The organism is Acidovorax sp. 106, from assembly GCF_003663825.1.
Taxonomy (GTDB): Bacteria; Pseudomonadota; Gammaproteobacteria; order Burkholderiales; family Burkholderiaceae_C; genus Acidovorax.
This window is the reverse complement of record NZ_RCCC01000001.1, coordinates 934,790-961,370: the sequence shown is the minus strand read 5'-3', so window position 1 is coordinate 961,370 and position 26,581 is coordinate 934,790. Positions and strand designations below refer to the sequence as shown.

Sequence of the window (26,581 nt, the reverse complement as noted above, 5' to 3'; positions counted from 1 at the left end):
CCATAAAGCGCTAGGGCCTGTTTCCATTCAAAATAAACAGCAGCGCTCGGGGCTTTCGCGCCCGGAATGCTTTCACTGCGTGCGCCCGCTACCTCACCGGCCCGCCAGAATCTCCCGCGCCACTTCGGCAAACCCTGCGCCGCGTTCGCCCTGGGCCACATAGCGCGGCAGGTGTGTGAGCTGCGGCACAAAGCGCGCAATGTTGGCCACGCCCACGCTGTGGGTGAAGTGCTGGAACATCGCCTGGTCGTTGCCTGAGTCGCCCACAAACACCCAGCGGTCCAGCTCCTGCGCCAGATTGCGGCCCAGCAGTTCGCGCACGATCCAGTTGGCGCCCTGCCATTTGTTGAAATCGCCAAAGCAGCCGTGGATGTGGATGCTGCTCACTGTGGTCTGCATGCCTTCGCGCTGCAGCAGGGTCAGCACCTGCTGCACGGTCTCGGGGGTGTGCTGGTCGAACTCGGCGTAGTCAAAGGCCAGGTCGGTTTCGCGCCCAGCGCTGTCGCGGCTCAGGGCCACGCCGGGCACTTCCGCTGCCACCTGGGCGGCAATTTCGCGCATGCGCGCCTGGTGGGCGCTGCGCGTGGCGGCGTCTTGCTGGTAGCGCTTGACCAGCGCTGGTTGCGGGTCGGTGCCCCGGGTGAATGCCACGGCCCCGTTTTCCGCCACCATGGCATCCACCGGCCAGGTGGAACCGGCAGGCCCGGCCATGAAGGGTTCGCACCAGCCAATCGGCCGCCCGGTGATGGGGATGACCATCAGGCCCGCAGCCTTCAGGTCGGCCAGTGCCTGCAGTGCGTCGGGCGTGATGGCGCCCTCGGTGGTCAGGGTATCGTCGATGTCGGTGAAAACGCCCACGATGTTGCGGCGGGCGTCTTGGGGCCAAAGGTTCAGGGCTTGCATGCGGGTTGTCGTTATGCTGAGGCTTTTGCGCCAAAGAGTGCGATTGTCGTGGAGGTCGTTGTCATGCAGCGTTGGGCCGTGATCTTCTTGATGGGTGTTGGGGGCTGTGCTGTGGCCCCCGCCCTGGCGCAGGCGCCCGTTGATTCCGCAGCCGTCTGCCAGCGTGCGGCGGACAAGCTGCAGGGCCTGGTGCCACAGTGGCGCGACTTCGTCATGGAGTTCAAGGCCGAAGCCAGCAACCCGTCCGTGCTGGCCCTGGCCGAAGAGCACCGCCAGGGCCGCCTGAAGGCCAGCTTCCGGCGCCACTGCCAGCGTGAGTGGGGCGCCCACCAGGCGATCTTCGTGTGCTTCAGCGGGTCGGTCACGGAGTTAGGGCTGGCGCTGTGCATGCAAAAGGACACCAATCCTCACGGGTGGGAATACCGGCCGTGAAAATCTGTTCTGAGTCCCCACGCAAAGCGGCTCAGCCTGCGTTTTGCAACGCTAACCCCACATGCTCGTTCACCCTGGGCATATAGCGCGGCAGGTGCTGCAATTGCGGCACAAACCGCTCCACGTTGGCCACGCCCACACTGTGCGCAAAGTGCTGGACCATCAGCTGGTCATTGGTCGATTCGTCCCCATAGACCCAGCGGTCCATCTCTGCATCCAGGTTCCGCGCCCACAGCTCGCGCACGATCCAGAGCGCGCCTTCGAGCTTGTTGTGGTCACCAAACGAGCCATTGATGTGGATGCTGCTCATCCGCGGCATTCATGCCCGCTGCTTGCATGATGCTTACGGCATGGTCGATGGCATCCTGCGGCAGCTGCGTGAACTCGCTGTGGTCAATGGCAATGTCCGTCTCCCGCCCCGCCGAGTCCGTGGTCCGGCGCGCACTAGGCACCTCGGCCTCGATCTGCGCCAGCACCTGCTACATGCGCGCGTAGTTGTGCTGCCGCACCGCAAGGGGCTGTTGGTATGATTTTGATAGCTTCCAGCGCTTATTTGATAAGTGCTAGAGGCCAATTTCATTCAAACCCTCCGCAGCCGCCAGCCGCAAAGCCACAGCCCCATTTCCCGCCACGATCGCATCGACCGGCCACTGCACCGCAAACGGCTCACGCCACCCCACCGGCCGGCCGGTGATCGCCACTACGCTCAGCCCAGCCACCTTCAGGTCCGCCAGCGCTTGCAGGGCGTTTGGGGTGATGTCACCGTCGGTGGTGAGGGTGTCATCGATGTCGGTGAAGAGGCCGTGGATGTTCTGCAACGTCGATGGCGCGCGCTGGGCAAAGTCTTTCATTCAAAGTGCTGCTTTCATGATGGGCTTTTCGACCGTGACGTACCAAAGTTTGCTGACCATGGCGATGACCACCGGGAGTGCTAGCAAAAACGCCAGCAATGCCTCTGGGGAGGCGATTCCAAGACTCATGCGCACTTTGCCGCTGAGATCGAGCAAAAAGGTGTGCAGCAAATAGAGGCTAAACGATGCATCCCCCAGCGTCACGAGCCAAGTGGGTGGTGCATGGCGTGTTTGCTCCAGCGCAAGTGCTGCCACCAGTGCTGCAACGCCCATGACCCCAAAGCTGCCCGCCCGCATGACCTCGATGCGATCAAAGTAGGGGGATGTCATTCCGAGAGCGACACCTGCAGCCATGAGTCCCAGGCACACCGCTATTGCGACGTACGGTCTGCGAAACGGCTGTGATTTGTTATCGTAAACATGCCCAACCAGGGCGCCCGCGAGAAACTCTAGGCCCAATCCCGTGAGCGTGTAGCGAAGCGGCTGCTGACCTGCGAATACGGCCGCGCGGTCAGCCACCAGCCAGCCAATGCCCCAGGCCGCCAATAGTGTGATGCCACAGACAATCGCCTTCACTTGGTATCGCTGGGGCAGCAGCGCGACGGCAGCTATCCACAGGTAGAAGTAAATTTCCATTGTCAAAGACCACGCGGGTGGTAGCCAGTTGTCCCATATGTTGGGGTACAGCAGTAGCGTGCTGAACACCATCTTTTTCAGAGTTGGCAGTTCGCCGTGGTACACAAATACCGTGGTTAAAGCGACCAGCAGCAGGACAGGCCAATAGCCCAGGTAGATGCGCAATAGGCGTCTTTTGACGAACAGCAAAATACCCTGCGCGGGCACGGCGTGGCGTGCAGACCGATACACCACAAAGCCACTCAATGCAAAAAATATGTCTACCCCAGCAAAGCCTCATTGTGTGATGCCGCTGAATGCGGCGAGTGTTGGCGTCAGCTCCCAGTGGGGGCGCATGTGAAAAAACAGCACCATCAGTGCAGCGAAGCCGCGCAGGGCTTGAATCCAGTTAAGTTTGTGCTTCATGAAGGTCACGCAGAGGGGGGCGCGATGTTGCGCTAGAGGGTGATCGTCTGGTGTGCGGCGAGAGCGTCGACGTGTGCTTGCTTCATCGTGTGGCGGCACACTCTTGGCGGCCCCGTCGGAACCAGGTGCTGCACTGCAGATGTAGCAGGGCTCAGGGTTGGAGGGTGGAGCGTCTCTTGGCCATGGCAGGCAGTAGCGCGAGTGGCAGGGTGAAGAAGGGCAGCAGGTAGCGGTATTCACCCGCGATCGAAAAGATGAAAACGCCCCCCAGTTGAACCAACATCGGCACGGCAATCAGCAGCATTGCCTTGTCCCTGTGCAGTGCTCCCCGGGCCATGGCCCAGAAAAGCAATGCAAAACCCACCCAGGGTGTCCACAGCACCCAACGCCATGCGTAGCTTTTGGCATGGATGCGTTGCAACCAGCGCTCCAGCGTTGTCCACCCCCATGCTCTGTATTCTGACGAAGACGCTATTCGGGGCAGCACATTGGTCGAGTAAGACAGCGCAGGGAATCCGCCCTGCGCCAAGGCCGCTGCCAAAAACACATTGACCCGGCTGCCGATGAAGTCAGGCAGGTTCTGCCAAAGGTTGTAGGTCCAGAACTCCTTCACCACTGTTTGCTTGTCTGCGTCTGACAGCGCACCGATTTGCGGGCCGTTCGGGTGGAAGACCAGCATGTCCCAATAGGCAGGGTCACGGTACTGCTGGATTTTCTCCAGCGGGCCTCGGTGGCTCAGGGCCTCAATGGTTGCGGGAGACACCTTGGGTTTTTGCAGCACCCAGGGGTCGTTCATGTGGGGGTAAAGGGCCCAGAGTTCGTTCATCGCCCGCTTTTGCAAAAAGCCCGCCGTCTCAAAAGCCGCTAGCGGAAACTGCGTCTCTTGCGTGGTGGATTTGTGCAGTTGATTGCCGCCAAAGACCACAGCCGACCAAGCTGCGGTGATGAGCAGCACCCGCAGGCGGCCACGTGCATCCAGCCACAGGCTGGCGAGCACCAGGGGCGCCAGAAACACCAGCCCATTGGGCCGAGCAAACGCAGCAAACGGCAGCGCGATGGCAATCACAAGCAAAGACGCTGCAGACGCTGATCGGCGCTGCACGCACAGCCACACCTCAAACAGCAAGGCAGCCGATGCCACCGCAAACAGGCCGTCAGGGTACAGCGTGCCCATGAAGTAAATCATGTGGGGCGCCAGTGCGATGGTCAGCAGCGCGAACAGCAAGGTTTTATAAAAGCCTTGGTCCCAGTACCAAGCCTGCATGCGGGCGAACATCACTGCGCACAGCACCAGTGCCGCGGCGATCGGTGCCTCCACATGCCCGGTGGTGCCGTACAGCAGTTTGACAAAGTAATACCAGACAACCGTCTTGCCCGAGCGGAAAGCCTCGGGGTTCTGGACTTCCAGCAGGATGGCTACGCTGTCTTCACCCAACACCCCAGGCCAGAAGGTCAACAACCAGATGGCGTAGGCGCTGAGCAGTAGTGCCAGCAATGCCAAAAACCGCATGAGGCTGCGGTGGTTGCTGTGGCCAGAAGGGGCGTTGGGAGCCAATGATTTCACGGCGACCTATCAAGACTCGTCGGGTTGCGGTGCAGCGAGTGAGTCGCTTAGCGGCTCCACAGGCAGGTTGCTCACGTCATAGTGCAAGAAGGCAATCAGGAATTGAATGCCCACCAGAATGGGCAGCGCTGCCAACATGACGGTGCCGCTGGTAGCCGGGTGGTTGGAGCGCGCGCTATCGAGCCAGTGCATCGCACCAAAGGCTGAGCCAACGACTACCAGTAAAGAACCAAAGAGGCTGTAGAGCGTGCCCACATTGAAGTCCCGCACGAGGTAGTTGTACACATAACGCCTCCACAAGCGCGACGCGTGCTTTCTCAAAAACTCCGGCAGCACCTTGCCGATCTTGAGATTGGACTCCTCGTCTGCATAGACCGAGTCCATCGGAATGTCTTTGACAACGGCGCGCAGCGTGTTGAGCCGAAACAGCATGTCGGTTTCAAAAAAATAGCGCTTCTCCAACTTGTCCAGCGGCAACTCTGCCAGCACACAAGTGCGCGCCGCCGTGTAACCGTTGGTCGGGTCCATGATGTTCCAGTAACCGCAGCTGAGCTTGGTCATGAAGGACAGCACCGCATTGCCGAACAACCGAACAGGGGGCATGCCTTGCACAGATTCTGGGCGGAAGAAGCGATTGCCTTTGGTGTAGTCGGCTTCGTTGCGCAGCAGGGGGCGGATGAAATACGGGATGAGTGCAGGGTTCATCTGCCCGTCTCCATCGATTTTCACCACGATATCCATGCCATCTGCGATAGCTGCTTTGTAGGCCGTCACCACGGCACCGCCTACTCCACGATTCTCTGGGTGGTAAAGGACGCGCACGCGGGGGGTCATACAGTTCTTCTCGATCCATTGACCACTGCCTTCGGGGCAGGCGTCGTCTACTGCATAGATGGCTTCAACTTCATTGCCGATGTTTTGTATGACCTGCAACACGTGTTGGGTCACTTTGTAGCAGGGAATGGCGACGGCAATGCGCATTCGATTTCCTTAACTCCACGAGGCCAAAATTACGCCCGCCATGATGAGCGCACCGCCTGCAAGGGTGCGCCAATGGAGCGGCTCACCAAGGAATAGCCATGCCAACGTTGGAACAATCAGAAAAGCCAGCCCCATGAAGGGGTAGGCCAATTGAAGTGGCGCACTGCGCAAAATCCACACCCAGGCTAGCGTGGTCAAGGCATACAAAAGCAGTGATGCCAATAGCCAGCGGTTGTGCAAAAGCGTGTGCAGTTCCAAAGTTTGGGGCATGGCTTGTGCCGCCTTTTTGAACAGTAACTGCCCGATGCTTACGGCCAGCACGCAAAGCAGCGTACACATAACGAGTAGTTTGGACATGGTTTTTCGGTTCTGGGGGGACTCTGATCCAACCATCCGATTGTCCAGGCAGTCTGTCATCAAACTTCAAGGGCTTGATAGAGCCCGGTGTGGGTCACTCGCTGCTAGAGCGCCCGTTATGGAGGCGATGGACATCAAGCATACAGCCTGACAGTGTTCACTGTCTGCGGGGCTTCAGTCTCAGTGCGATTTTTTCAACGCCGTGCCAGGATGCATAGGCCAGTGCTACTGTGATTGCTGTCGCCATTGCCAGGGTGCCTGTGAAACCCAGTTCAGGCCAGAAAAAGTGGAGCACAGCCTGTTGAGCGGGGAATGCAATGAGGTAGATGCCGTACGAAGGGTCCCCCCAGCGACCAATGCGCCTGATCACTGGGGTCGAACGGGTGCCGACGTAGAGCACAAGCAGGGGTAATGCTAGTAGTAATGCGGCGTAGCGCCATCCTCCGATCCAGAGAGCTGCCGCACCTGCCAAGGAGGCTAATATCCAAATCAACGGGGAACGTTCCCATCGGGGTTGCAGCAGATAGAGCGCAGACCCCGCAAGGAAGAAGGCCCCGAGTTCCCTGCCATAGTTCACTTTGCCAGTGACATCTGCATTGCCTTTTGCCATGAGCCAAAACATGTAGGCTGTTATCAGCAGCAGCCAGATATTTCGGAACTTTAATAAGCCCAGCAATCCTGCAAGTGCCATCACAACATAGCAACGCACTTCCAGGGGGATGGTCCAGAGGGATCCATTGACACCCCTGGGGTAGGGGTTGCTTTCAAAGACGCCTGGCAGTACGTAATGCACATTCAGCTTGAGATTCAGCAAATAGTCGAGCGTGGCCCTGTGCTTCCAGTACTCCATTAGTGGCAGGCTAGTGACCCAAGCGCCCAGGCCATAGGCCGTCACAACTACCACGACAGTGAGTGCAGGCCATATGCGAAGGATTCGCCGTTGGGCGAACCGTAGAGCGTTGGGGTCGTTGTACCAGCTTGACGTCACCAAGTAGCCGCTGATGACGAAAAAAACGATGACCGCTGCACCTCCCCAGCTATGAAGCCCCAGAAAAGAGGGTTCTACTTGAGCTGTGAGTGCGTAGTGATGGCTGACCATTACAGCCAGAGCTGCAGCGATGCGGATGCAGTCAAAGTTATTTAATGAATACTCATTTTTCATTGCTGAAATTGGCTGAGTATTTTTGTAGTTCATAAAAAAGATTGTGATTTTAAATTTAATCGATGATTTGTAATCTATTCGGATTTCTTTGTTTTTTTGAAAACGATGTGTTTTGCGGCTACAAAGTTGAAAAATAGACCTCCAAGCGAACCAGCTGCAACGCCAATCAGTGGGGCTGATGTGGATTGAGTGGTGTTTATTGTGAGGATGTAGATGGAAAAATTTACTGCAGCTCCACCAAGCATGGATGCAATGTATTTGAGGTATTCATGAGCTAAAGACTGTTTTATGTCTTTTTCTTGAAATGTTATTTTTCGATTGATCGCCCATGTCGCAGATGCAGCTGTTAAAAATGAGGCGCATCTAGCGCCGTACCATCCAAGGTAGTCCGCCATTGCATAAAGTACGGTGCTGTCTACAACAAATCCGATAGTTCCCGTTATGGCGAAAAACAAAAACTGACGCGTTTGACTCATCTTTTGTCGATTTCTGATAATTTTTTTATTATATTTGCTGGCGTGTAGGATTGTACGAAATACAACGGTCTATTTTTTGTTTCATTAAATATTCTTCCGATATATTCGCCTAGTATTCCGATGAAAAGAAGTTGTATGCCGCCTAGGAATAGCATTGTTACTATCAATGTCGGGTATCCTGCCACCGGCTCGCCCCATGCAATGGTTTTTAATACTGTCCATATGCCAGCGCAAAAAGCCAGAAGTGAAACTAGTACTCCAAGGTAGGTTGCAATTTTGAGGGGTAAGATAGTGAATGAGGTGATTCCTTCTATCGCGAAATTCCATAATTTCCAATAGTTGAATTTTGTTTCTCCTGCGGCACGGGCTTCACGTCGGTAGTCAATTGCTTTTGATGGATAGCCGACCCAGGAAAAAATGCCTTTCATAAATCGATGGTGCTCTCGCAACTGCAGGATGGCATCTACAGTTCTACGACTCATGATTCGGTAGTCGCCGGTGTCTGCCGGGATATGGATATTTGATATCTTTCCCATCAGTTTATAAAACTGCGCCGCTGTATATTTTTTTAGCCAAGTTTCACCGTCACGGTGAGTGCGCCTTGCGTAAGCGATGTCAAAACCATTTTCCCAGGCGGAAATAAAATCAACAATCAGTTCTGGGGGGTCTTGCAAATCTGCGTCAATTACTATGATGGCGTCACCTCGGGCATGCTCCAAACCTGCGGTCATGGCGATCTCTTTGCCAAAGTTGCGTGATAGGTTGACGCTGCTGATGCGCTGATCACAGCTCTGTATATTATCAATGATGTTTTGAGTCGAGTCGCGGCTCCCATCGTTCACAAATACGATTTCCCAATCGTATTTTTCGATCGGCTTTATGATGCTATCAATGCGTGAATGAAAAATCGGCAGAACCAATTCTTCGTTATAAGCGGGGACAACGATGGATATGAGTTTTTTCATTGGGATTCTTTGCAGGAAATCTCAGTGACGCGCAACGTTCCGTAGCTTCGAGTTTCCTTGGAGGTGCAGCCTATGTCTGCCTGTAGTGTGCTAAGTGCGGCTTTCATTTGAGGTTCGAAGGCAGAATGACTGAAGAATATGAGATGCTGTTTTTGATCGGTGGTCTGCTTTAAATGGTTTACAAGTGGTGCGATATCGAAGGCATCCCACGTGTTTTTTTCTAGTTCACTCAGTGGGATGTGTTCTTTCAAGTAATGTTGAAAGTAGGCTTGCAGTATCGGTTGATGGCTAATTGGCATGATAATAATGTCGCCGGCTTGATATGCCTTGGCGACTGCTTCGGATGCTCCCTTCCACTCACCCCAGCCCTGTGGTTTTGGGGATGCGTTCCATACCAGTAGGCCGCCAATTGCAATGAATGGAATTGAAAATAGGCTAATATTCTTAATCCAGTTTGAAGTTTGTGTAAAAATTGCAGTCAGTAAAAGGCATCCCGGGATAATGAATATCATGTATCGTTCGTGCACGAACTCTGCGCGGCGGGTGCCAATGATTTGCACAATAAAGAAAAGGGTGCTAATTCCCAGAACGTATCCTGTAATTAGCTGCAAAGGGTGATTTTCTTTGCGCATTTTTCGATAGGCGAGGTAGCAGGCAATGAGGAGTAGCAGTGCGATCCAAAAATGAACCATTCCTATATGCCCTGGGCTAAAATTACGGATGAATGCAGTAAAGTTGCGTTTGAATGTCATTGCTAGCGACAGCGCATCCGGCGGAGCTGCATTTAGCTTTGTCATGATGCCAATCCACCCCAGTGCGATGTAAGCAAGGGCGGGAAGCAGTGCCAAAGACCATCGCGTAGAAACGCGTGTCAGTGCAGAAATACTGCGTGCTTGCAACGTGGGGACAGCAGTAAATGCTGCAACGCTGAGTACGAAAACCAAGCCGTAATAGTGATTTAATGCAAGTAACCCGCCGAGCGTGAGGAGTGTTACGGTTGGCCTCCCTTGGGCGAGGGTATGCGGAGCGGTTTCTATTTGCTTGATGAGTCGGGCGAACATCCAGGCAGTTAAGCAGGCTGAAAGTGCATAGTTGCGTGCATCTTGGCTGTAGATAATAAGGCAACCCGAGGTGGCCAAAAGCAGCATGTATACGATGCGTGTAGGCCGTGTGATGGTATGTGGCAGCGCGAAGACCGACAGCATTGTGACGATACCCAAGACGGCACTCAAGCTGCGAACAGCGAATTCCGATGTGCCCCACAGGTGGATCCATGGCACGAGCAGCACTTCATACAGAGGTGGATGGGGGTCTGCAAGTTTCCATGTCCAGAAACTGTCGGTAATTTGCAGGTGCGCCATGCTTCGCTCTGGAAGCAGAGGCCCATTCCATGGGCCTGACCGGGTGACTGCGCTTACCGAAAAAAGCTCATCGTCCCAGAAGCTAAATGCGCCCAGTTCGTAAAAGCGCAGCGAGGCCCCTATGACGAGCAATAGAGCCATGGTGAAGTAAAAAATTCCCTGCTTGTGTTTTTGAACTAATGCGGCAATCCGTGAAATTGGCATTTTTTAAATAGATTTGATTTATGTGTTTTTCGGCTTTGTTTGTTTTCACGCTACCGAGTCGAGGCATTCTTTGCAGGGCGGGGTGGTTATGCATTGACCTGCAAAGCCAACCCCGCATGCTCCCGCAGCGGATGAAAGTGAATCTTCGGAAACCGCTCCTGCGCCAACCGCACGTCGTATGGTGATGTGCACAGATAGGCCAGCGTGTCCGCCGCGTCGTGCGCCATACGCAGGGGGTAGGCGTTTTCAAACTCGCGCAGTTCAGCGGCGGTATTTGCGGTGATCCAGCGGGCGCCCGTGTACTGGCAGCCTTCCAGGCGCACGTCGGCGTCGTACTCGGCCTTCAGGCGGTGTTGCACCACTTCAAACTGCAGTTGGCCCACGGCGCCCAGCAGCATGTTGCCGCCCGCGTCGGGTTTGAAGACTTGAATGGCGCCTTCTTCGCCCAGCTGGGCCAGGCCTTGTTGCAGTTGCTTAGTGCGCAGCGGGTTTTTGAGCACCACGGTCATGAACATTTCGGGCGCGAAGAAGGGCAGGCCGGTGAACTGCAGGTTGGCGCCGTCAGTGATGGTGTCGCCCAGCTGCACGCCGCCGTGCGTGGTGAAGCCGATGATGTCGCCCGCGTAGGCTTCTTCCACCGCTTCACGGCGCTGGCTCATGAAGGTGACTACGCTGGTGGGGCGCAGTTCTTTGGCGGTGCGCTGCACCTTGAGCTTCATGCCAGGGGTGTACTTGCCCGAGGCCACGCGCACAAAGGCGATGCGGTCGCGGTGGTTGGCGTCCATGTTGGCCTGCACCTTGAACACGACGCCGGAGAAGCCTTCGTCCTCGGGCTGGATGGTTTTGACCACCGGCTGCTTGTTGACTTCGAGCGTGCTGATGCGGGGGCCGGGGGGCGGGGCCATATCCACCAGGGCATCAAGCACCTCCATCACCCCGAAGTTGTTCACACCGGAGCCAAAGAACACGGGGGTCAGCTTGCCCGCCAGGAAGGCTTCGTGGTCCCAGGCTGGCGATGCGCCCACGGCCAGTTCCATGCTTTCGAGCGCCGCATCGAACTCGGTGCCGAAGCGCGCGCGCAGCGTGGTTTCGTCTGACAAAGGGATGGCCTCAAAGTCCTGCGGGCGGCGCTCACTGCCCGACTCGAACACGGTCATGGTCTTGGTGCGCAGGTTGATGATGCCGCCGAAGGCCTTGCCTTGGCCCACAGGCCAAGTCATGGGGCAGCAGGGCATGCCCAGCTCGCGCTCGACTTCGTCCATGATGTCCAGCGGGTCGCGCACTTCGCGGTCCATCTTGTTCACGAAGGTGATGATGGGCGTGTCACGTTGGCGGCAAACCTCGATCAGGCGGCGGGTCTGCGCTTCCACACCGTTGGCGGCGTCGATCACCATCAGGGCCGAGTCCACGGCCGTGAGCACGCGGTAGGTGTCCTCGGAGAAGTCCTTGTGGCCGGGGGTGTCGAGCAAGTTGACCACATGGTCGCGGTAGGCCATCTGCATCACCGACGATGCGACCGAGATGCCGCGCTGCTTTTCAATCTCCATCCAGTCGGAGGTGGCGTGGCGGCTGGCCTTGCGGCCCTTCACGGCGCCGGCGATTTGGATGGCTCCCGAGAACAGCAGCAGCTTTTCCGTCAGCGTGGTCTTACCCGCGTCAGGGTGGGAGATGATGGCAAAGGTACGGCGGCGCCGGGTTTCTGGGGCGTGGGACACGGAAGTTCCTGGAATGGGAGGGCAAGCGCTGCAGGTTGCAGCATTGCCAGATCAGACTGTGCAAAGGTCTGTCGTTGCGCTGAAGAACAGCGCAGTTAACAATGATTTTACCTATGCGTGAAACTGCGGCTGCGCAGGTGGCTACCTGGTGTGCATGGTCTGCGCAGGCGCTGCAGGCTGAATCGTACCTTGGCCGTCTCCTCGATTTGTGTTCGGATAGTTACCCGTCACAAGCAGTGCCGGTTTGAGGTCTTGCTCCTATAATTCGCCCATCCGAGGAGCGTTGCAGCGTCCCCCAGCACAGGCGGGGCGTGAGGCTCGGAGTCATCAAGCAACGACGCTCATCCACTTTTCGTGTGGTGAGTTGCATCTTTCCCCGTCAAGTGGCTTTTCAAACATGCTTTGGAGCACACCATGAACGCACGCATCAACGCCCCGGTCAACACTGACTGCATCATTGCCGACATCGGCCTAGCTGAATGGGGCCGCAAGGAAATCCGCATCGCCGAAACCGAGATGCCCGGCCTGATGGCCATCCGCGAGGAATTCGCACCCAAACAGTCGCTCAAGGGCGCGCGCATCACGGGCTCGTTGCACATGACGATCCAGACCGCTGTGCTGATCGAGACGCTGCAAGCCCTGGGTGCCGAAGTGCGCTGGGCCTCTTGCAATATTTTCTCCACGCAAGACCATGCTGCTGCTGCCATCGCCGCTGCTGGCACTCCCGTGTTTGCCGTGAAGGGCGAGACGCTGGTCGACTACTGGGACTACACCCACCGCATTTTTGACTTTGGCGCTGCCGGCACAGAGGGCGAAGGCCCCAACCTGATTCTGGACGACGGCGGCGACGCCACGCTGCTGATGCACCTGGGCAAGCAGGCTGAAAAGGACCAGAAGGTACTGGACAACCCTGGCAGCGAAGAAGAGCGCATCTTGTTTGCCGCCATCAAGGCCAAGCTGGCGGTGGATGCCACCTGGTACAGCCGCAAGAGCGCCCAGATCATCGGTGTGACCGAAGAGACCACCACGGGTGTGCACCGCTTGAAGGAGATGTCGGCCAAGGGCAGCCTGATGTTCCGCGCCATCAACGTGAACGACTCGGTGACCAAGAGCAAGTTCGACAACCTGTACGGCTGCCGTGAATCGCTGGTGGACGGCATCAAGCGCGCCACGGACGTGATGATCGCTGGCAAGGTGGCTGTGGTGGCGGGCTACGGCGACGTGGGCAAGGGCTCGGCCCAGGCGCTGCGTGCCTTGAGCGCCCAAGTGTGGGTGACTGAGATCGACCCCATCAACGCCCTGCAAGCCGCCATGGAAGGCTACAAGGTCGTGACCATGGAATATGCCGCCGACAAGGCCGACATCTTCGTGACCACGACGGGCAACCGTGACGTGATCACGTTCGACCACATGAAGGCCATGAAGGACCAGGCCATCGTCTGCAACATCGGCCACTTCGACAACGAAATCCAGGTCGCCAAGCTCGAAGAGCACTGCCAGTGGGAAGAGATCAAGCCCCAGGTGGACCATGTGATTTTTGCCGACGGCAAGCGCATCATCTTGCTGGCCAAGGGCCGTCTGGTGAACCTGGGCTGCGGCACGGGCCACCCCAGCTTTGTGATGTCGTCGAGCTTTGCCAACCAGACGATTGCGCAGATTGAACTCTTCACGCACAGCGACTTCTATGAAAACGGCAAGGTCTATGTGCTGCCCAAGCACCTGGACGAAAAGGTGGCTCGCCTGCACCTGAAGAAGGTGGGCGCCATGCTGTCTGAACTGACGGACGAGCAAGCGGCCTACATCGGCGTGCCTAAGCAAGGCCCTTACAAGCCTGACACCTACCGCTATTGATGGCTAGGTGCGGTGTTTGCTCCTGATTTAGGAGCTGCTAGCGCTTATTGGATAAGCGCTAGCGCCTGTTTTTATTTGAATTGATTTGAATGTTCGTCGAATGACGAGAGAGAACGCATGCGCGCAGACGTATTTTTGGTGGAAGGCGGCCATGCGGCCACGCGCTCGCAAGCGCAGCGCTTGATCGCTTCGGGAGTGGAGTGGCGTCTGACGCCCCTGTCGCCCTGGAACAAAGTGGCCAAGAACGGGGATGACATTCCGTCGGTGGCCGAGGTGCGGCTGCTGGACGATGCCGAGGCCAAATACATCTCGCGTGGCGGGCTCAAGCTCGAAGGCGCTTTGCAGGCCACGGGCCTGGCCGTCCAAGGGCTGCGCTGCCTGGATGTGGGGCAGAGCACCGGGGGGTTCACGGATTGCCTGCTGCAGCACGGTGCGACCCAGGTGGTGGGCGTGGACGTGGGCCATGGGCAGTTGCACGATCGCCTGCGGGGCGATGTGCGCGTGGTGGGCGTGGAAGGGCTCAACGCCCGGGCGATGACGGCCGAGTCGCTGCTGGAAGGCTGCGAGGCGGCCTTGTCCGAAGAGCTGGTGCAAGACCATGAAGACAACGACACCCAGCCGGTGGCCCCCTACAGCTGGATGCGCAATGGCGGCTTGATCGATGAAGAGTACGACGACAGCGACGACGCCAAAGAGCAAGACGTAGAGACCTTCAAGGCCGAGCGAGCCGCCAAGGCCCGCGCGCGGGCTGAGGGCACCTTGCCCGTGGTGCGCCAGCGCCGAGAGGGGCGAGAGGATGTGCAGGTCACGCCCGTGTTCGACCTGGTAACGGGTGACCTGTCGTTCATCTCGCTGACCTTGGTGCTGCCTGCCTTGGTGCCACTGGTGGCGCCGCAGGGCCGTTTGCTCATGCTGGTCAAGCCGCAGTTTGAATTGCAGCCTGGCCAAGTCGGCAAAGGTGGCATTGTGCGTGACGAGGCGTTGTATGCCGTTGTCGAAAAGCGCATCCGAGATTGCTGTGCAGAGCTGGGCCTGCAGGTGCTTGCATGGCTGGAAAGCCCCATCCAAGGCGGCGACGGCAACCGGGAATTTTTTGTGGATGCAAGGAGGACGGCATGAACGCTGCCAAGACGGAAGCCACCGGATTCCCGGTGAGCCTGGAGTTTTTCCCCCCGAAAACGCCCGAAGGGGCCGAAAAGCTGCGCGCTGTGCGCCAGCGGCTGTATGCGCTGCACCCCGAGTTTTGCTCCGTGACCTACGGCGCTGGGGGATCCACGCAGGAGGGCACGTTCACCACGGTGCGTGAAATCCTCGCCGAGGGCGTGAGCGCCGCATCGCACTTTTCGTGCATCGGCGCCACCCGCCAGTCGGTGCGTGAGCAACTGGCTGTGCTCAAGGGCATGGGGGTTCGCCGCTTGGTCGCCTTGCGGGGCGATCTCCCCAGCGGCTACGGTGCGGGCGGAGAGTTCCAGTACGCCAGCGATCTGGTTACCTTCATCCGTGAAGAAACGGGGCGCGACTTCCACATTGAGGTGGCTGCTTACCCAGAAGTGCATCCCCAGGCACGTTCGCCAGAGGCAGACTTGAAGGCCTACGTGGCCAAGGTGCAGGCGGGTGCGGACGCCGCGATCACCCAGTATTTCTACAACAGCGATGCCTACTTCCGGTTTTTGGAAGATACCCAGAAGCTGGGCGCCAACATCCCTGTGGTGCCGGGGATCATGCCCATCTCCAGCTCTACGCAGTTGATGCGCTTCTCCGATGCTTGTGGTGCCGAAATCCCCCGCTGGATTCGCTTGCGCCTGCAAGGCTTTGGCGACGATACCGCCAGCATCAAGGCGTTTGGCCTGGACGTGGTTACGGACCTGTGTGATCAACTGCGCAGTGCTGGCGTGCCTGCCTTGCATTTCTACACCATGAACCAAAGCGCTGCGACTTTGGAAATCTGCCGCCGTCTGGAGCTGTAGGCGTGCCGCTGCGACAGGGCGCCTTCTGGGCGCAGGCACACTGCCGCGCGATGGGATCCCTGCACGCTGCGCTGGCACTGGCGTGGCGGTGTGGTGGCTGCGCAGCCCTTTGGGTCGGCTTGATTGCATCCACAGATGTGCTGGCGCAGGGCCTGGCGCCTGCGGCACTTGTTGCGGCCGGTGTGCCTGCCGTGCCTGCGACGCCAGAGGCCAGTCCCCCCGCTTTGGTGGATGCTCCTGCTCCGCCTCCAGTCTCGGGCGCGCGGCGCGCGGCACAGCGTTCATCCATTGATTTGCTGGCGGATGTAGATGGTGCTGAAGAGGTGGACGACGCCGATGTGCAGCCCAGCGAGACCGGGCTGGCTTCCTGGTATGGGCCAGGCTTTCACAAGCGGCGCACGGCCAGCGGGGAGCGCTTTGACATGCATGCCCTGACGGCCGCCCACCGCACGCTGCCGTTTGGCACGTTGGTCTGCGTGCGCAGCCAGGCCACGGGCCGTGGGGTGGTGGTGCGCATCAACGACCGCGGCCCCCATGTGGCCAACCGGGTGCTGGATTTAAGCCGTGGCGCGGCGTTGGCGCTGGGCATGGGCGGCTTGGGGCTTAAACCGGTGGATGTGTTTCCGCTGGGCTCGGGCGAAGACACTTGCCCGCCCAAGCGCCCTGAGTAGCTTGGAACAGGTTCCCAGGCCCGCCAGAAGGCCGGGCCTGAGCATGGTCAGCCCCCGGATTCCAGCGTATGCGTGGCGTGCTTGTCCTGGGCCAGCAACTCCACCATTTGTGGCAGCGCTTCTTTCAGTGCAGCTTTCAGTGTGAAGGGTGGGTTGATCAGGAACATGCCGCTGGCAGGCAGGCCCGGGCGCTTGACTTCGCCTGCCGCATCTTCCGTGATCTTGCTGGATTTGACGGTCAGCGTGGCATGCAGCCAGCTCTTGCCTGCCTTGGTGGCCATGGTCTTGAGTCGGCGGGGCAGGTCATGGGCCTCAGGGCGCGGAATGATGGGGTACCACACGGCGTACGTGCCAGTGGCAAAACGCTTGAGCGAATCGGCCACCATGTCCAGCACCTTGCCGTAGTCGCTCTTCATTTCATAGCTGGGATCGCACAGCAGCAAAGCACGACGGGCCGGTGGCGGTAAGAATTTTTTGATGCCTTCAAAGCCATCTTCATGCAGCACGGCCACTTGCCTGCCTGCATTGAGCTGGGCTACATTGCCCGCCAGTGCGCGCATGTCGGTGGGGTGCAACTCAAACACTTTGAGCTTGTCGTGTTCGCGCAGCAGCCGTTGGCTGATGAAGGGTGAGCCGGGATACACCTTGGTCTTGGTGCCCTGATTGAAGGCGCGCACCATGTCTACGTAGGCTGCCAGCGCTGGGGTCAGGGGCGGTACTTCCGGAGCGACCAGCCGTAAGATGCCATCGGCGGCTTCGGCGCTGGTGCTGGCGTAGTCGCCGTCCAGGCGGTACAAGCCGGCGCCCGCATGGGTGTCCAGCACGGTCAGTGCCGCATCTTTCTCCGTAAGGTATTGCAAAGTGGCAATCAAAACGGTGTGCTTGAGCACATCGGCATGGTTGCCCGCGTGGAAGGCGTGGCGGTAACTGAACATGTCGCTATGGTAACGATTGCGGGCCGTCTCTTGGGGCGTACCCCGATCTATCTCGGACAGCGGGGCGTCCGTTCAAGGCAAAATCGAGGGCATTCGGGCAGGCTGTGATGTTTTTGGCAGACAGTCTGCTTTTTGTTGCCTTTGTACCTGCGGTGATGCAGCATCATCGCCTTTGTCGGCGGGCTGGCGCTGGGCTGGTGCCCGCTGAATTTTGCTTTAGACGCTGGACTGCCACGCTTTTTTCACCATGACCGAACGTTCCAGTCAAACCTCTGCCAGCGGCGTAAGCCACGTCGATGCGCTGCCCCCTGGCACCCGCTTGGCGGAGTTCGAGATTCTGGCGTTGCTAGGGGTGGGTGGCTTTGGGATGGTCTACAAGGCGTTTGACCACTCGCTGCACCGCGCTGTCGCGATCAAGGAATACATGCCCTCGGCCCTGGCCGGACGTGCGCAGGGACAGTCGTTGTGGGTGCGCTCTTCATCAGACCAGCAGACCTTCCAGGCGGGCTTGGCTTCGTTTGTGGGCGAGGCGCGTCTTCTGGCGCAGTTTGACCACCCCTCCCTGGTGAAGGTGTTCCGGTTCTGGGAGGCGAACAACACGGCCTATATGGTCATGCCCCTGTACAGCGGCATGACGTTCAAGCAAGCCAGGGTGCAAATGCGCACACCGCCGCCAGAGGCTTGGCTGCGCAAGGTGCTGTGGTCGGTGGTCGGTGCCTTGCAGGTGTTGCATGAGGGCAAGACGCTGCACCGCGATATTTCACCGGACAATATTTTCTTGCAGGACTACGGCCCCCCAGTTTTGCTCGACTTGGGTGCTGCACGCCATGCCATCAACGACCAGGGGCGCCAGCACACCGCTGTTCTGAAGGTGAACTACGCGCCCATTGAGCAGTATTCTGAGTCCGATGAGGATCTGCGCCAGGGGCCGTGGAGCGACCTCTATTCTTTGGCGGCAGTGGTGCATGGCTGCCTGTGCAACGACACCCCGTTGCCCGCCACCTTGCGCTCCATCCGTGATCGCATGGTGCCGTTCTCGCGCGTGGCCAAGACTGTCAAGCGCCAATTGGGCGTGGAGTATTCCGCGCCCTTTGTCGCAGCCATCAGCCAGGCATTGGCATTGCGCCCTGAGGATCGGCCGCAGAGCATTGAGGCCTTTTTGCACGCCATGGAGATGGAGTCGCCCCCCGAGGGGGTTGCCGATTTCGACTTCCGGGCCGATTTGGGGGACATCTGGGTAGAGCCTGCCGATCAGCCAGGCCCTGGTTTGGTGACCCCGACGGTGGATGTGACCTCTGCGCCCAAAATCATCGCGGATATCCAGGCGCAGACGGAAAAGGTGTTGGGGGCGCAAGACGCTTCTGCCGCCAATGAAGCGCCCTTGCGTAAAGCCTCTGATGTGGATGCCTCGTATGCAGCCTCTGGGCCCGACACGGTGGTGGTAGATGCTGCAGACACCGTTTTCATGGACCCAGGGGACACCGTGGCGCAAGACGATCATGGGGCAAGCCATGCCGCAGACGCTCGCGCGGCGGCAGCTTCATCGCACAGGGTGCGTACCAGCAAGTCGGGCGGTGTGCAGGATGCGACGCCTCGGCGTGCGCATCGCGCCTCTGGGGCGCGGCGCAGCCGTGGCTTGGGCTGGGGCGTCGTCTTGGTGGCGTCTTTGTTGGTGGTCGGGGCTGCCGCTTGGTGGACCCACGGGCGCAAAGCGCCTGCGCAAGACGACATCATCACAGAGCTGGCACAGCCTGCTGCCGCACCACCGATGCTGGAGGCCTCGGCCCCGGACATGACTGCATCGGAGCCGCTGCTTGTGGCCAGCGAGGTCGTGGCCGCTGCTGCGTCGGCTGCGGCGGTAGATGCCTCCCCGGTCTCGACAGCCTCGGCTGCGGTCCAACCCGCAAAGCCAACGGCGCGCAGTGCTGCGGCCAAAAAAGCCCAACCCGAGCCAGCGCCTGCACCCCAGGTGGTGGAGATTCCACCCCCGCCGCCCCCGCCGCCGCCAGAACCCAAGCCCAGGCCCACCCCCGTACGGGCTCCGAGTCCCCAAGAGGTGTGTGCCAATGCGAGCTTTTTTGCCAAGCCCATGTGCATTCACCAGGAGTGCCAAAAGCCTTCACAGGCTGGGCTGGCCATCTGCGTCGAAACGCGCAAGCGCTACGAAGCGGATGAGCAGCGTGCGCGGCAAATGTCCAACTGAGTCGGTCATCTTGGGCGTTGGCTGCGCCTCGTTTCTTCGCTGAACAGCCTTTCTGACCGGTCGGCGTTCTTTCCGTCGGCAGGTCAGGCTTGTGCTACTTGCATTGAACTTCGTATAATGGCGGGCTTCGCAGCGATTTAGTGGCCCCGCGGCGAACACTTCTTACCACCTAAGAGGCTTCCTTCAGAGAAGCACCGACCGTGGAAAAGGGCCCTCAAACCCCTCTTGAAAAGAGAAACTCATGTCTACATTCAGCGCAAAGCCCGCTGAGGTCGTGCACGAGTGGTTTGTGGTTGACGCGACCAATAAGGTCCTCGGACGAGTAGCCAGCGAAGTTGCTCTCCGTTTGCGCGGCAAACACAAGGCCATTTACACGCCTCACGTCGATACCGGTGATTTCATCGTCGTTATCAACGCAGCACAACTCAAGGTCACTGGCACCAAGTCCCTGGACAAGGTGTATTACCGTCACTCGGGCTATCCCGGCGGTATCACAGCCACCAACTTCCGCGACATGCAAGCCAAGCACCCTGGTCGTGCTCTGGAAAAGGCTGTCAAGGGCATGCTGCCCAAGGGTCCCCTTGGTTACGCAATGATCAAGAAACTCAAGGTGTATGGCGGTGCAGAGCATCCCCACGCCGCCCAGCAGCCCAAAGTGCTGGAAATCTAAGGAGCCTTGAGATGATTGGTGAATGGAACAATGGCACCGGCCGTCGCAAGTCCAGCGTCGCCCGCGTGTTTCTGAAAAAAGGCTCCGGCAAGATCACTGTGAACGGCAAGGACATTCAGTCCTATTTCGGCCGCGAAACATCGATCATGATTGCTAAGCAACCTCTGGTGCTGACTAGCCATGTCGAAACTTTCGACATCCAGATCAATGTCCACGGTGGTGGCGAATCTGGTCAAGCTGGTGCTGCCCGTCACGGTATCACCCGTGCTCTGATTGATTACGACGCAACGCTCAAGCCCGCACTGAGCCAAGCCGGCTTCGTGACGCGTGACGCCCGTGAAGTGGAACGTAAGAAGGTCGGTCTGCGCTCTGCACGTCGTGCAAAGCAGTTCTCGAAGCGTTAATCTTCGCGACCTTGCGAGGCGGGGGCTTGCACCTGTCTCTCAAAAACCGCCTTCGGGCGGTTTTTTCGTTTATGGTGCGCACTTCGCAAAGAGGGATGGACCGTTCATGCGTTTTCGTTTGCTTCGCCGTCGTTTGACGATCAGTGCGCCCCGTGTGGCGGTGCGCAGCGCACTGCCTTGGCCTCTGCGCTGGCTGGTTCTGGCGTTGGTGATGGGGCTCAGTGGCGCAGCGGCGTTGTGGGCGTTCGAGTTTGGAAAATCCATCGCTGGCCTGGAATCCGGGACCCGTGATGACATCGTGCGCCTGCGCGCGGAGGTTGAAGAGCTGCGGGAGCAGTCGCAGCAACGCCAGACCTTGTCGCAGACCGCCGAGAGTCTGCTCACCGCTGACCGTGCGACCCTGGAGCGTTTGACGACCCAAGTGCGGCAACTGGAAACTGAAAACCGCATGCTGCGGGATGATCTGGGCTTTTTTGAAAAACTGATGCCGGTTTCCAATACGGATGGCGTAGCCATCCGGGGATTGCAGGCAGAAGTGGTGGGTGGGGTGCAATTGCGGTGGCAGGTGCTGGTGATCCAGGCTGCTGCCCGCAACGCGTCTGACTTCAAGGGGCGACTGGAGTTGGTGGTGACCGGCACCCGAGAGGGCAAGCCTTGGACGCAGATTTTGCCGCCCGAGGGGCAGCCGCTGCAATTTCGGCAGTACAGGCGTCTGGATGGCTTGCTTCCGTTGCCTGTGAATGTCGTGGTAAAAACCGTGACTGCCCGTGTCTTGGAGGGGCAGACGGTGCGTGCAAGCCAGGCCACTGAGTTGGATTGACATCGACGACGGGGTTTGGCTTCGACCCTGGTGCCCGCAGGCGCGCACGGGACAGTGCCAGCCGCTGCCAAGCATTCAGTAGACCTTGGATCACCTATGTGCGGGGCGCTTTGTGGCTTGCCCTGATCCCTTTCTTCATTGAGTGCCTTGATGTGCACTTCAGGAGTCCCTTTATGTTCTCGCGTAAAAAGCAGCCTCCCATCAAGAGCTTGATTGCCCATGGCACCCGGATTGAGGGCAATGTGCTGTTTGAGGAGGGCATTCGGATTGATGGCGATGTCATCGGTGATATCCGTGCTGCCACGGAGCAGCCCAGCATTCTGGTGATTTCGGAGACGGCGCGGGTGGAGGGGGCGGTGCATGCGGACCATGTCATCGTCAATGGTTCGGTGGTGGGCCCGGTGCATGCTGCCGAGCTGCTGGAGCTGCAGCCTAAGGCTCGCATCACAGGCAACGTGCACTATCGTGCGCTGGAGATGCACCAGGGTGCCATGATTGCCGGCCAGCTCTTCCCTGCCGCTGTGTTGGTGGAAGAAAAGCCCCCACTCAAACTAGCGTCAAACAATTCCTGAGGCGGTGGCGCTGCCGTGTTGCAGTACCATCCCAGCCAAATACTGAACCCGGAGTTCCCCATGAGCGCTGTTGCCGAAAATGTCTCCACCGAGATGCCTGCCCCGATTTTGTTCACGGACAGTGCTGCCGCCAAGGTGGCCGATCTGATTGCTGAAGAGGGCAACCCCGATTTGAAGTTGCGGGTGTTTGTGCAGGGTGGCGGCTGCTCTGGCTTCCAATACGGCTTCACTTTCGATGAGATCACCAACGAAGACGACACTACCATGACCAAAAACGGTGTGTCTTTGTTGATCGACGCCATGAGCTACCAGTACCTAGTGGGTGCAGAGATCGACTACAAGGAAGACCTGCAAGGGGCTCAGTTCGTCATCAAGAACCCGAACGCCACCACGACCTGCGGTTGCGGTTCGAGCTTTTCGACCTGATAAGCAAATGCCTCCCCTTTTGGAGGGGGCTTACGCGGGGTAGATCGCCCCGAGTACACGGGCGCCTTGGGCGCCCGTGACGTTTGGCAGGCTGCCCGTCAGCCCTTGCAGGGTTTGGCGGGCCAGCCAGGCAAATGCGCTGGCTTCGACCTGCATGACAGGCAAGCCCAGTGCGTCCGAGGGTTGTATCAAGACGGGGGCCAATAGGGCCTGCAGTCGCCGCATGAGGTGGGTGTTCAATGCGCCCCCACCGCACACAGCCAGGCGGGTACCGCCTTGCCCGTGCATCGTGGCACTGTCAGCACAGGCGCGGGCCGTGAATTCGGTGAGCGTGGCCTGTACATCTGCAGGTGGGATGTTGGGGTGCGCCTCCAACTTGTCATCCAGCCAGCGCACATTGAAAAGGTCGCGCCCGGTGCTTTTGGGCGGCAACTTCTGCAAAAACGGCTCCTGCAGGAAGTCGGCCAACAGCCCTGGGTGTACCGAGCCGCTCGCAGCCCACTGGCCTTGCGCGTCGTAGGGGTGGCCTGTGTGCAACTGGCACCAGTGGTCCATGAGTGCATTGCCCGGGCCGCAATCAAAGCCGATGACGGGGCCGTGGGCGGGCAGGATGCTGATGTTGGAGATGCCGCCGATGTTCAGCGCCATCACTGTCTCTGTGGTGCTCCCAAAGATGTCTTGGTGGAATGCGGGGACCAGCGGTGCGCCTTGGCCGCCTGCGGCAACGTCCCGGCTGCGAAAGTCGGCCACGACGGCGATGGCGGTGAGCTCTGCCAGCAGGGCGGGGTTTTGCAGCTGCAGGGTGTAGCCCGTGCCGTCAAATTCCTGGGGGCGATGCCGCACCGTCTGGCCATGGGCGCCTATCGCGCGCACTTCGCCCGCCTGGATATGGGTGTCCTGGAGCAGGGTGTTGACCAGCTCGGCGTAGATGCGTGACACCGCATTGCCTGCCAGTGCAGCGCGGTGCAGCTCGTCGTGGCCTGGGGTGTTGAGTGCGAGGAGGTCGCTCTTGAGCCCCTCTGGGAAGGGCTGGGCGCGGTAGCCCAAGACCTGGAGTTGGGGCCCTGCAAAGTCCACCAACACTGCATCGGCACCATCGAGGGAGGTGCCAGACATCAGGCCAATATAAAGCTCGCGCATGGATTGGGCCGTCAAGCGGTGTGAGGCAAGCTGCGGGCCCGCAGGGGCTGGCCGAGTGGGCTTTGCGTTACTGGGCGCTGGCTTGCTGAATCAGCTCTGCCGACGACAGCTGGACGCGCATGGCAGATGCCAGTCGGTCAAATGCAGCGCGGGCGGAGGCCGACACGGGGGCGGCCGCTTCGCTTTGCTGTGCGATGGTTTGCGGATCCTGGTGCTGGCCGTTGATGCGGAATTCGAAATGCAGGTGCGGGCCCGTGGCCCAGCCGGTGGAGCCCACGGCCCCCACGGTTTGCCCTTGCGAAACCGATTGCCCGTTCTTCACGTCGATGCGGCTCAAATGCGCATAGACGGTGACGTGCTGGTTGCGGTGCTTGATGAAGATGACGTTGCCAAAACCGTTTTGCACGCCAGCAAACTCCACCACCCCATCGCCCACCGTGCGCACTGCGGTGCCTGTGGGGGCTGCGTAGTCGGTGCCCAGGTGGGCACGCCAGGTTTGCAAAATGGGGTGCAGTCGCATCTTGAAGCCGCTGGTCACCCGGGAGAACTCGACCGGCGAGGCCAGGTAGGCGCGGCGCATGCTCTCACCTTCTAGGGTGTAGTAGGCTCCCTTGGAGGCTTCGGTCTCCTGGAACCAGACGGCTTGGTGGGTCTTGCCGTTGTTGCGGAACTCGGTGCTCAGCACGCGGCCGCTGCGCAGGGGCTCGCCATCGGCCTCCAGCGTTTCGTACACCACGGCAAAGCGGTCTTCCTTGCGCAGTGAGCGGTGAAAGTCGATGTTGCCCGAGAAGATCTCGGCGACCTGCACAGCCACGCCATCGGGGATGTTGGCGGCGTCGGTGGCGGCAAAGAGGGAGCTGCGGATCACGCCCCCGGCCAGGCGCGTGCCTTTGGTCAGTGGTGCGGTTTCGATGCGCGAGGAAAAACGCTCGTCCTGGCGCTCTACCACCAGGCGGCGGAAGGTGCCGCTGTCATCGGGGGCCCAGCGTGCGGTCAGACGCACCAGGCGGTGGTCGTCGGTGGTCTCGGCCGAAATCAGCCGGCCCGCTCGTCCCAGCAAATTTTGTCGCACAGCATTGTCAGAACGCAAAAAAGCGGCCGCTGCCGGGTCTGCCACGCCCATGCGCTGCAGCAGAGACTCTGCGGTGTCGCTGCTGCGGGTTTGTTCAGAGCGGTACAGCGAAAAACCGGGGGCGTCGAGCGATTCCAGGGCCAGGTTTTCTGCCAGGGATTCAACGGGGTAGCTCACCGTCTTGGTGGGCAGCTCAGAGGCATCGGGCCCCAGCGAGGCCACGGCGAATGCGCCACCGCCGCCTGTGAGCAGCAGGGCTGCGATGGCGGCAGTGATACGTCGGGGGTGTTTTTGAGCGGTCTGGGACAGTCGATCAAGCAAAGCCAAGCTGGCGGTGGTCAAGCCGTGAATCAATGTTCTATCCCCAGAGGTGAGTGTGTCTTCGCTCAGGACCTGAGCCAAAGGCCCAGCGGAAGTCGAAGGCACAGCAATGCAAACAAGGCAGTTTTCAGCGGGTGAAACCCTGGCTGAAACGGCGGGCCTACTAGAATCCGCCTTTGCAATGGAGCCCGAGTATAGCGGCGCGTCATGCTCAGACATCGAAAAAAACCCTTATGAATCAATCAGCTGTTACAACAAGCCCGCTGTCCGATGGTGTACGCCAGGCCCTCGAAATTTCGCTGCGTGGCGTGGAAGAATTGCTGCCACAGGATGAGTGGACCAAGAAGCTGGTGCGCTCGGAATCCACCGGTCAACCCCTGCGCATCAAGCTGGGCCTGGACCCCACGGCCCCCGACATTCATATCGGCCACACCGTGGTGCTCAACAAGATGCGGCAGTTGCAAGATCTGGGCCACCAGGTGATCTTCCTGATCGGTGACTTCACCACCTTGATCGGTGACCCTTCCGGGCGCAACAGCACGCGCCCGCCGCTCACGCCCGAGCAAATCAAGTTCAACGCAGAGACCTACTACACGCAGGCAGCCAAGGTGCTGGACCCTGCGCGCACGGAGATCCGCTACAACAGCGAGTGGTGTGATGCCCTGGGTTCGCGGGGCATGATTCAGCTGTCGGCCAAGTACACGGTGGCGCGCATGATGGAGCGCAACGATTTTCACCAGCGTTTTACCGATGGCAGTTCCATCAGCCTGCACGAATTTTTGTACCCGCTGCTCCAGGGTTACGACTCGGTCGCCTTGAAGAGTGACCTGGAACTGGGCGGCACGGACCAGAAGTTCAATTTGCTGATGGGGCGCCACCTTCAGCAGGAGTATGGACAAGAGCCGCAGTGCGTGCTCACCATGCCACTCTTGGTGGGGTTGGATGGCGTGGACAAGATGTCCAAGTCCAAGAACAACTACATCGGCATCACAGAAGCGCCCAACACCATGTTTGCCAAGGTGCTGTCGATTTCGGACACGCTGATGTGGGACTGGTACACGCTGCTGTCGTTCAAGAGCCTGGCCGAGATCGCCGCGCTCAAGGCCGAGATCGCCGGTGGGCGCAACCCCAAGGACGCCAAGGTGATGCTGGCCAAAGAGATCACCACGCGTTTTCACAGCGCAGCGGCGGCCGATGCGGCGGAGCAGGATTTCATCAACCGCAGCAAGGGCGGCGTGCCAGACAACATCCCCGAAGTGGCGCTGACGGGCGCGCCACTGGGCATTGGCGCTTTGCTCAAGCAGGCCAACCTGGCCCCCTCGGGCAGCGAGGCCAACCGCCTGATCGATGGCGGCGGTGTGCGTGTGGACGGCAACGTGGTCAGCGACAAGGGCCTTAAGCTGGATGCTGGCACCTACGTGGTGCAGGTGGGCAAGCGCAAGTTTGCGCGTGTGCAGTTGGGCTGATTCGGATTTAGGTAAAAAAGGGCGCTAGCGCCCTTGAAATAAGCGCAAAAA

25 protein-coding genes, 2 pseudogenes and 1 riboswitch are annotated in these 26,581 nt (G+C 59.2%); of the genes and pseudogenes, 12 read left to right on the top strand and 15 right to left on the bottom strand.

Annotation, left to right across the window (positions count from 1 at the left end; genetic code table 11):
• Window positions 1-93: 93 nt before the first annotated feature.
• Window positions 94-903, bottom strand: a complete 810-nt coding sequence (locus C8C98_RS04265; RefSeq protein WP_121453271.1) for an HAD-IIB family hydrolase — start codon at window positions 901-903, stop codon at window positions 94-96.
• A gap of 48 nt (window positions 904-951) precedes the next feature.
• Between C8C98_RS04265 and C8C98_RS04260 the strand changes: the two genes are divergently transcribed.
• Window positions 952-1,335 (top strand): hypothetical protein, encoded by a 384-nt coding sequence (locus tag C8C98_RS04260; RefSeq protein ID WP_147436325.1) that lies wholly within the window; start codon window positions 952-954, stop codon window positions 1,333-1,335.
• 31 nt (window positions 1,336-1,366) lie between these two features.
• Here C8C98_RS04260 and C8C98_RS04255 read toward each other — a convergent pair.
• From C8C98_RS04255 to C8C98_RS04210, 11 genes and pseudogenes are all read right to left on the bottom strand, one after another.
• A pseudogene (locus tag C8C98_RS04255) lies at window positions 1,367-2,186 on the bottom strand (HAD-IIB family hydrolase).
• Window positions 2,187-3,083: pseudogene (locus C8C98_RS04250) on the bottom strand (acyltransferase family protein); the annotation flags it as partial. It abuts the pseudogene before it with no gap.
• Window positions 3,084-3,098: 15 nt separating this feature from the next.
• A complete protein-coding gene (locus C8C98_RS22160) occupies window positions 3,099-3,227 on the bottom strand; it encodes a hypothetical protein (RefSeq protein WP_255423162.1) in 129 nt (42 codons plus the stop codon).
• 151 nt (window positions 3,228-3,378) lie between these two features.
• On the bottom strand, window positions 3,379-4,791 hold the full coding sequence (locus tag C8C98_RS04245; protein ID WP_121453268.1) for a hypothetical protein: 1,413 nt from the start codon (window positions 4,789-4,791) through the stop codon (window positions 3,379-3,381).
• Between the two features lie 9 nt (window positions 4,792-4,800).
• Complete coding sequence (locus C8C98_RS04240; RefSeq protein WP_121453267.1) at window positions 4,801-5,772, bottom strand: glycosyltransferase family 2 protein; 972 nt, start codon at window positions 5,770-5,772, stop codon at window positions 4,801-4,803.
• Window positions 5,773-5,781: 9 nt separating this feature from the next.
• Entirely contained in the window at window positions 5,782-6,129 is a 348-nt protein-coding gene (locus C8C98_RS04235; protein WP_121456013.1) for an EamA family transporter, read from the bottom strand.
• 157 nt (window positions 6,130-6,286) lie between these two features.
• Complete coding sequence (locus tag C8C98_RS04230) at window positions 6,287-7,324, bottom strand: acyltransferase (protein ID WP_121453266.1); 1,038 nt, start codon at window positions 7,322-7,324, stop codon at window positions 6,287-6,289.
• Between the two features lie 41 nt (window positions 7,325-7,365).
• The gene (locus C8C98_RS04225; RefSeq protein WP_121453265.1) at window positions 7,366-7,767 is read right to left on the bottom strand and encodes a GtrA family protein; all 402 of its coding nucleotides are present in this window, start codon (window positions 7,765-7,767) and stop codon (window positions 7,366-7,368) included.
• Window positions 7,764-8,732: a glycosyltransferase family 2 protein gene (locus C8C98_RS04220; RefSeq protein WP_121453264.1), complete on the bottom strand. Its 969-nt coding sequence runs from the start codon at window positions 8,730-8,732 to the stop codon at window positions 7,764-7,766. Before C8C98_RS04220 ends, C8C98_RS04225 begins: the two co-directional genes overlap by 4 nt.
• Window positions 8,729-10,297: a hypothetical protein gene (locus C8C98_RS04215; RefSeq protein ID WP_121453263.1), complete on the bottom strand. Its 1,569-nt coding sequence runs from the start codon at window positions 10,295-10,297 to the stop codon at window positions 8,729-8,731. Before C8C98_RS04215 ends, C8C98_RS04220 begins: the two co-directional genes overlap by 4 nt.
• Before the next feature lie 86 nt (window positions 10,298-10,383).
• Window positions 10,384-12,012 carry a peptide chain release factor 3 gene (locus C8C98_RS04210; protein ID WP_121453262.1) on the bottom strand — a complete coding sequence of 543 codons (1,629 nt, stop codon included), beginning with the start codon at window positions 12,010-12,012 and terminating at the stop codon, window positions 10,384-10,386.
• Between the two features lie 269 nt (window positions 12,013-12,281).
• Window positions 12,282-12,362: riboswitch (S-adenosyl-L-homocysteine riboswitch) on the top strand.
• A gap of 64 nt (window positions 12,363-12,426) precedes the next feature.
• Between C8C98_RS04210 and ahcY the strand changes: the two genes are divergently transcribed.
• The 4 genes from ahcY to C8C98_RS21985 all read left to right on the top strand — a co-directional run bounded on the left by ahcY (window position 12,427) and on the right by C8C98_RS21985 (window position 16,501).
• Window positions 12,427-13,863, top strand: coding sequence for an adenosylhomocysteinase (ahcY, locus tag C8C98_RS04205; protein WP_121453261.1), 1,437 nt, complete (start codon window positions 12,427-12,429; stop codon window positions 13,861-13,863).
• 117 nt (window positions 13,864-13,980) lie between these two features.
• Complete coding sequence (locus C8C98_RS04200) at window positions 13,981-14,982, top strand: TlyA family RNA methyltransferase (RefSeq protein ID WP_121453260.1); 1,002 nt, start codon at window positions 13,981-13,983, stop codon at window positions 14,980-14,982.
• Window positions 14,979-15,830 carry a methylenetetrahydrofolate reductase [NAD(P)H] gene (metF, locus tag C8C98_RS04195; protein ID WP_121453259.1) on the top strand — a complete coding sequence of 284 codons (852 nt, stop codon included), beginning with the start codon at window positions 14,979-14,981 and terminating at the stop codon, window positions 15,828-15,830. Before C8C98_RS04200 ends, metF begins: the two co-directional genes overlap by 4 nt.
• 50 nt (window positions 15,831-15,880) lie before the next feature.
• The gene (locus C8C98_RS21985; RefSeq protein WP_233574448.1) at window positions 15,881-16,501 is read left to right on the top strand and encodes a septal ring lytic transglycosylase RlpA family protein; all 621 of its coding nucleotides are present in this window, start codon (window positions 15,881-15,883) and stop codon (window positions 16,499-16,501) included.
• 47 nt (window positions 16,502-16,548) lie between these two features.
• Here the strand turns inward: C8C98_RS21985 and C8C98_RS04185 are convergent, their stop codons facing one another.
• Complete coding sequence (locus C8C98_RS04185) at window positions 16,549-17,436, bottom strand: 23S rRNA (adenine(2030)-N(6))-methyltransferase RlmJ (RefSeq protein ID WP_099656681.1); 888 nt, start codon at window positions 17,434-17,436, stop codon at window positions 16,549-16,551.
• Between the two features lie 247 nt (window positions 17,437-17,683).
• On the opposite strand from C8C98_RS04185, the gene C8C98_RS04180 reads away from it, so the two are divergent.
• The 6 genes from C8C98_RS04180 (at window position 17,684) to erpA (ending at window position 22,531) form a co-directional block, all read left to right on the top strand.
• Window positions 17,684-19,639: a serine/threonine-protein kinase gene (locus C8C98_RS04180; RefSeq protein ID WP_121453258.1), complete on the top strand. Its 1,956-nt coding sequence runs from the start codon at window positions 17,684-17,686 to the stop codon at window positions 19,637-19,639.
• A 241-nt stretch (window positions 19,640-19,880) separates the two neighbouring features.
• On the top strand, window positions 19,881-20,309 hold the full coding sequence (rplM, locus tag C8C98_RS04175; RefSeq protein ID WP_099656679.1) for a 50S ribosomal protein L13: 429 nt from the start codon (window positions 19,881-19,883) through the stop codon (window positions 20,307-20,309).
• Between the two features lie 11 nt (window positions 20,310-20,320).
• Entirely contained in the window at window positions 20,321-20,713 is a 393-nt protein-coding gene (gene rpsI / locus C8C98_RS04170) for a 30S ribosomal protein S9 (RefSeq protein WP_121453257.1), read from the top strand.
• A gap of 106 nt (window positions 20,714-20,819) precedes the next feature.
• On the top strand, window positions 20,820-21,533 hold the full coding sequence (locus C8C98_RS04165) for a DUF6776 family protein (RefSeq protein WP_121453256.1): 714 nt from the start codon (window positions 20,820-20,822) through the stop codon (window positions 21,531-21,533).
• 173 nt (window positions 21,534-21,706) lie between these two features.
• Complete coding sequence (locus C8C98_RS04160; protein WP_121453255.1) at window positions 21,707-22,105, top strand: polymer-forming cytoskeletal protein; 399 nt, start codon at window positions 21,707-21,709, stop codon at window positions 22,103-22,105.
• Window positions 22,106-22,165: 60 nt separating this feature from the next.
• Window positions 22,166-22,531, top strand: coding sequence for an iron-sulfur cluster insertion protein ErpA (gene erpA, locus C8C98_RS04155; RefSeq protein WP_099656675.1), 366 nt, complete (start codon window positions 22,166-22,168; stop codon window positions 22,529-22,531).
• A 30-nt stretch (window positions 22,532-22,561) separates the two neighbouring features.
• Here erpA and C8C98_RS04150 read toward each other — a convergent pair whose 3' ends face one another.
• Both C8C98_RS04150 and C8C98_RS04145 read right to left on the bottom strand, forming a co-directional pair.
• On the bottom strand, window positions 22,562-23,671 hold the full coding sequence (locus tag C8C98_RS04150) for an anhydro-N-acetylmuramic acid kinase (protein ID WP_121453254.1): 1,110 nt from the start codon (window positions 23,669-23,671) through the stop codon (window positions 22,562-22,564).
• Between the two features lie 67 nt (window positions 23,672-23,738).
• Window positions 23,739-25,097: a M23 family metallopeptidase gene (locus C8C98_RS04145; protein ID WP_121453253.1), complete on the bottom strand. Its 1,359-nt coding sequence runs from the start codon at window positions 25,095-25,097 to the stop codon at window positions 23,739-23,741.
• Between the two features lie 200 nt (window positions 25,098-25,297).
• On the opposite strand from C8C98_RS04145, the gene tyrS reads away from it, so the two are divergent.
• The gene (gene tyrS, locus C8C98_RS04140; protein ID WP_121453252.1) at window positions 25,298-26,530 is read left to right on the top strand and encodes a tyrosine--tRNA ligase; all 1,233 of its coding nucleotides are present in this window, start codon (window positions 25,298-25,300) and stop codon (window positions 26,528-26,530) included.
• The last annotated feature ends 51 nt before the right edge of the window (window positions 26,531-26,581 follow it).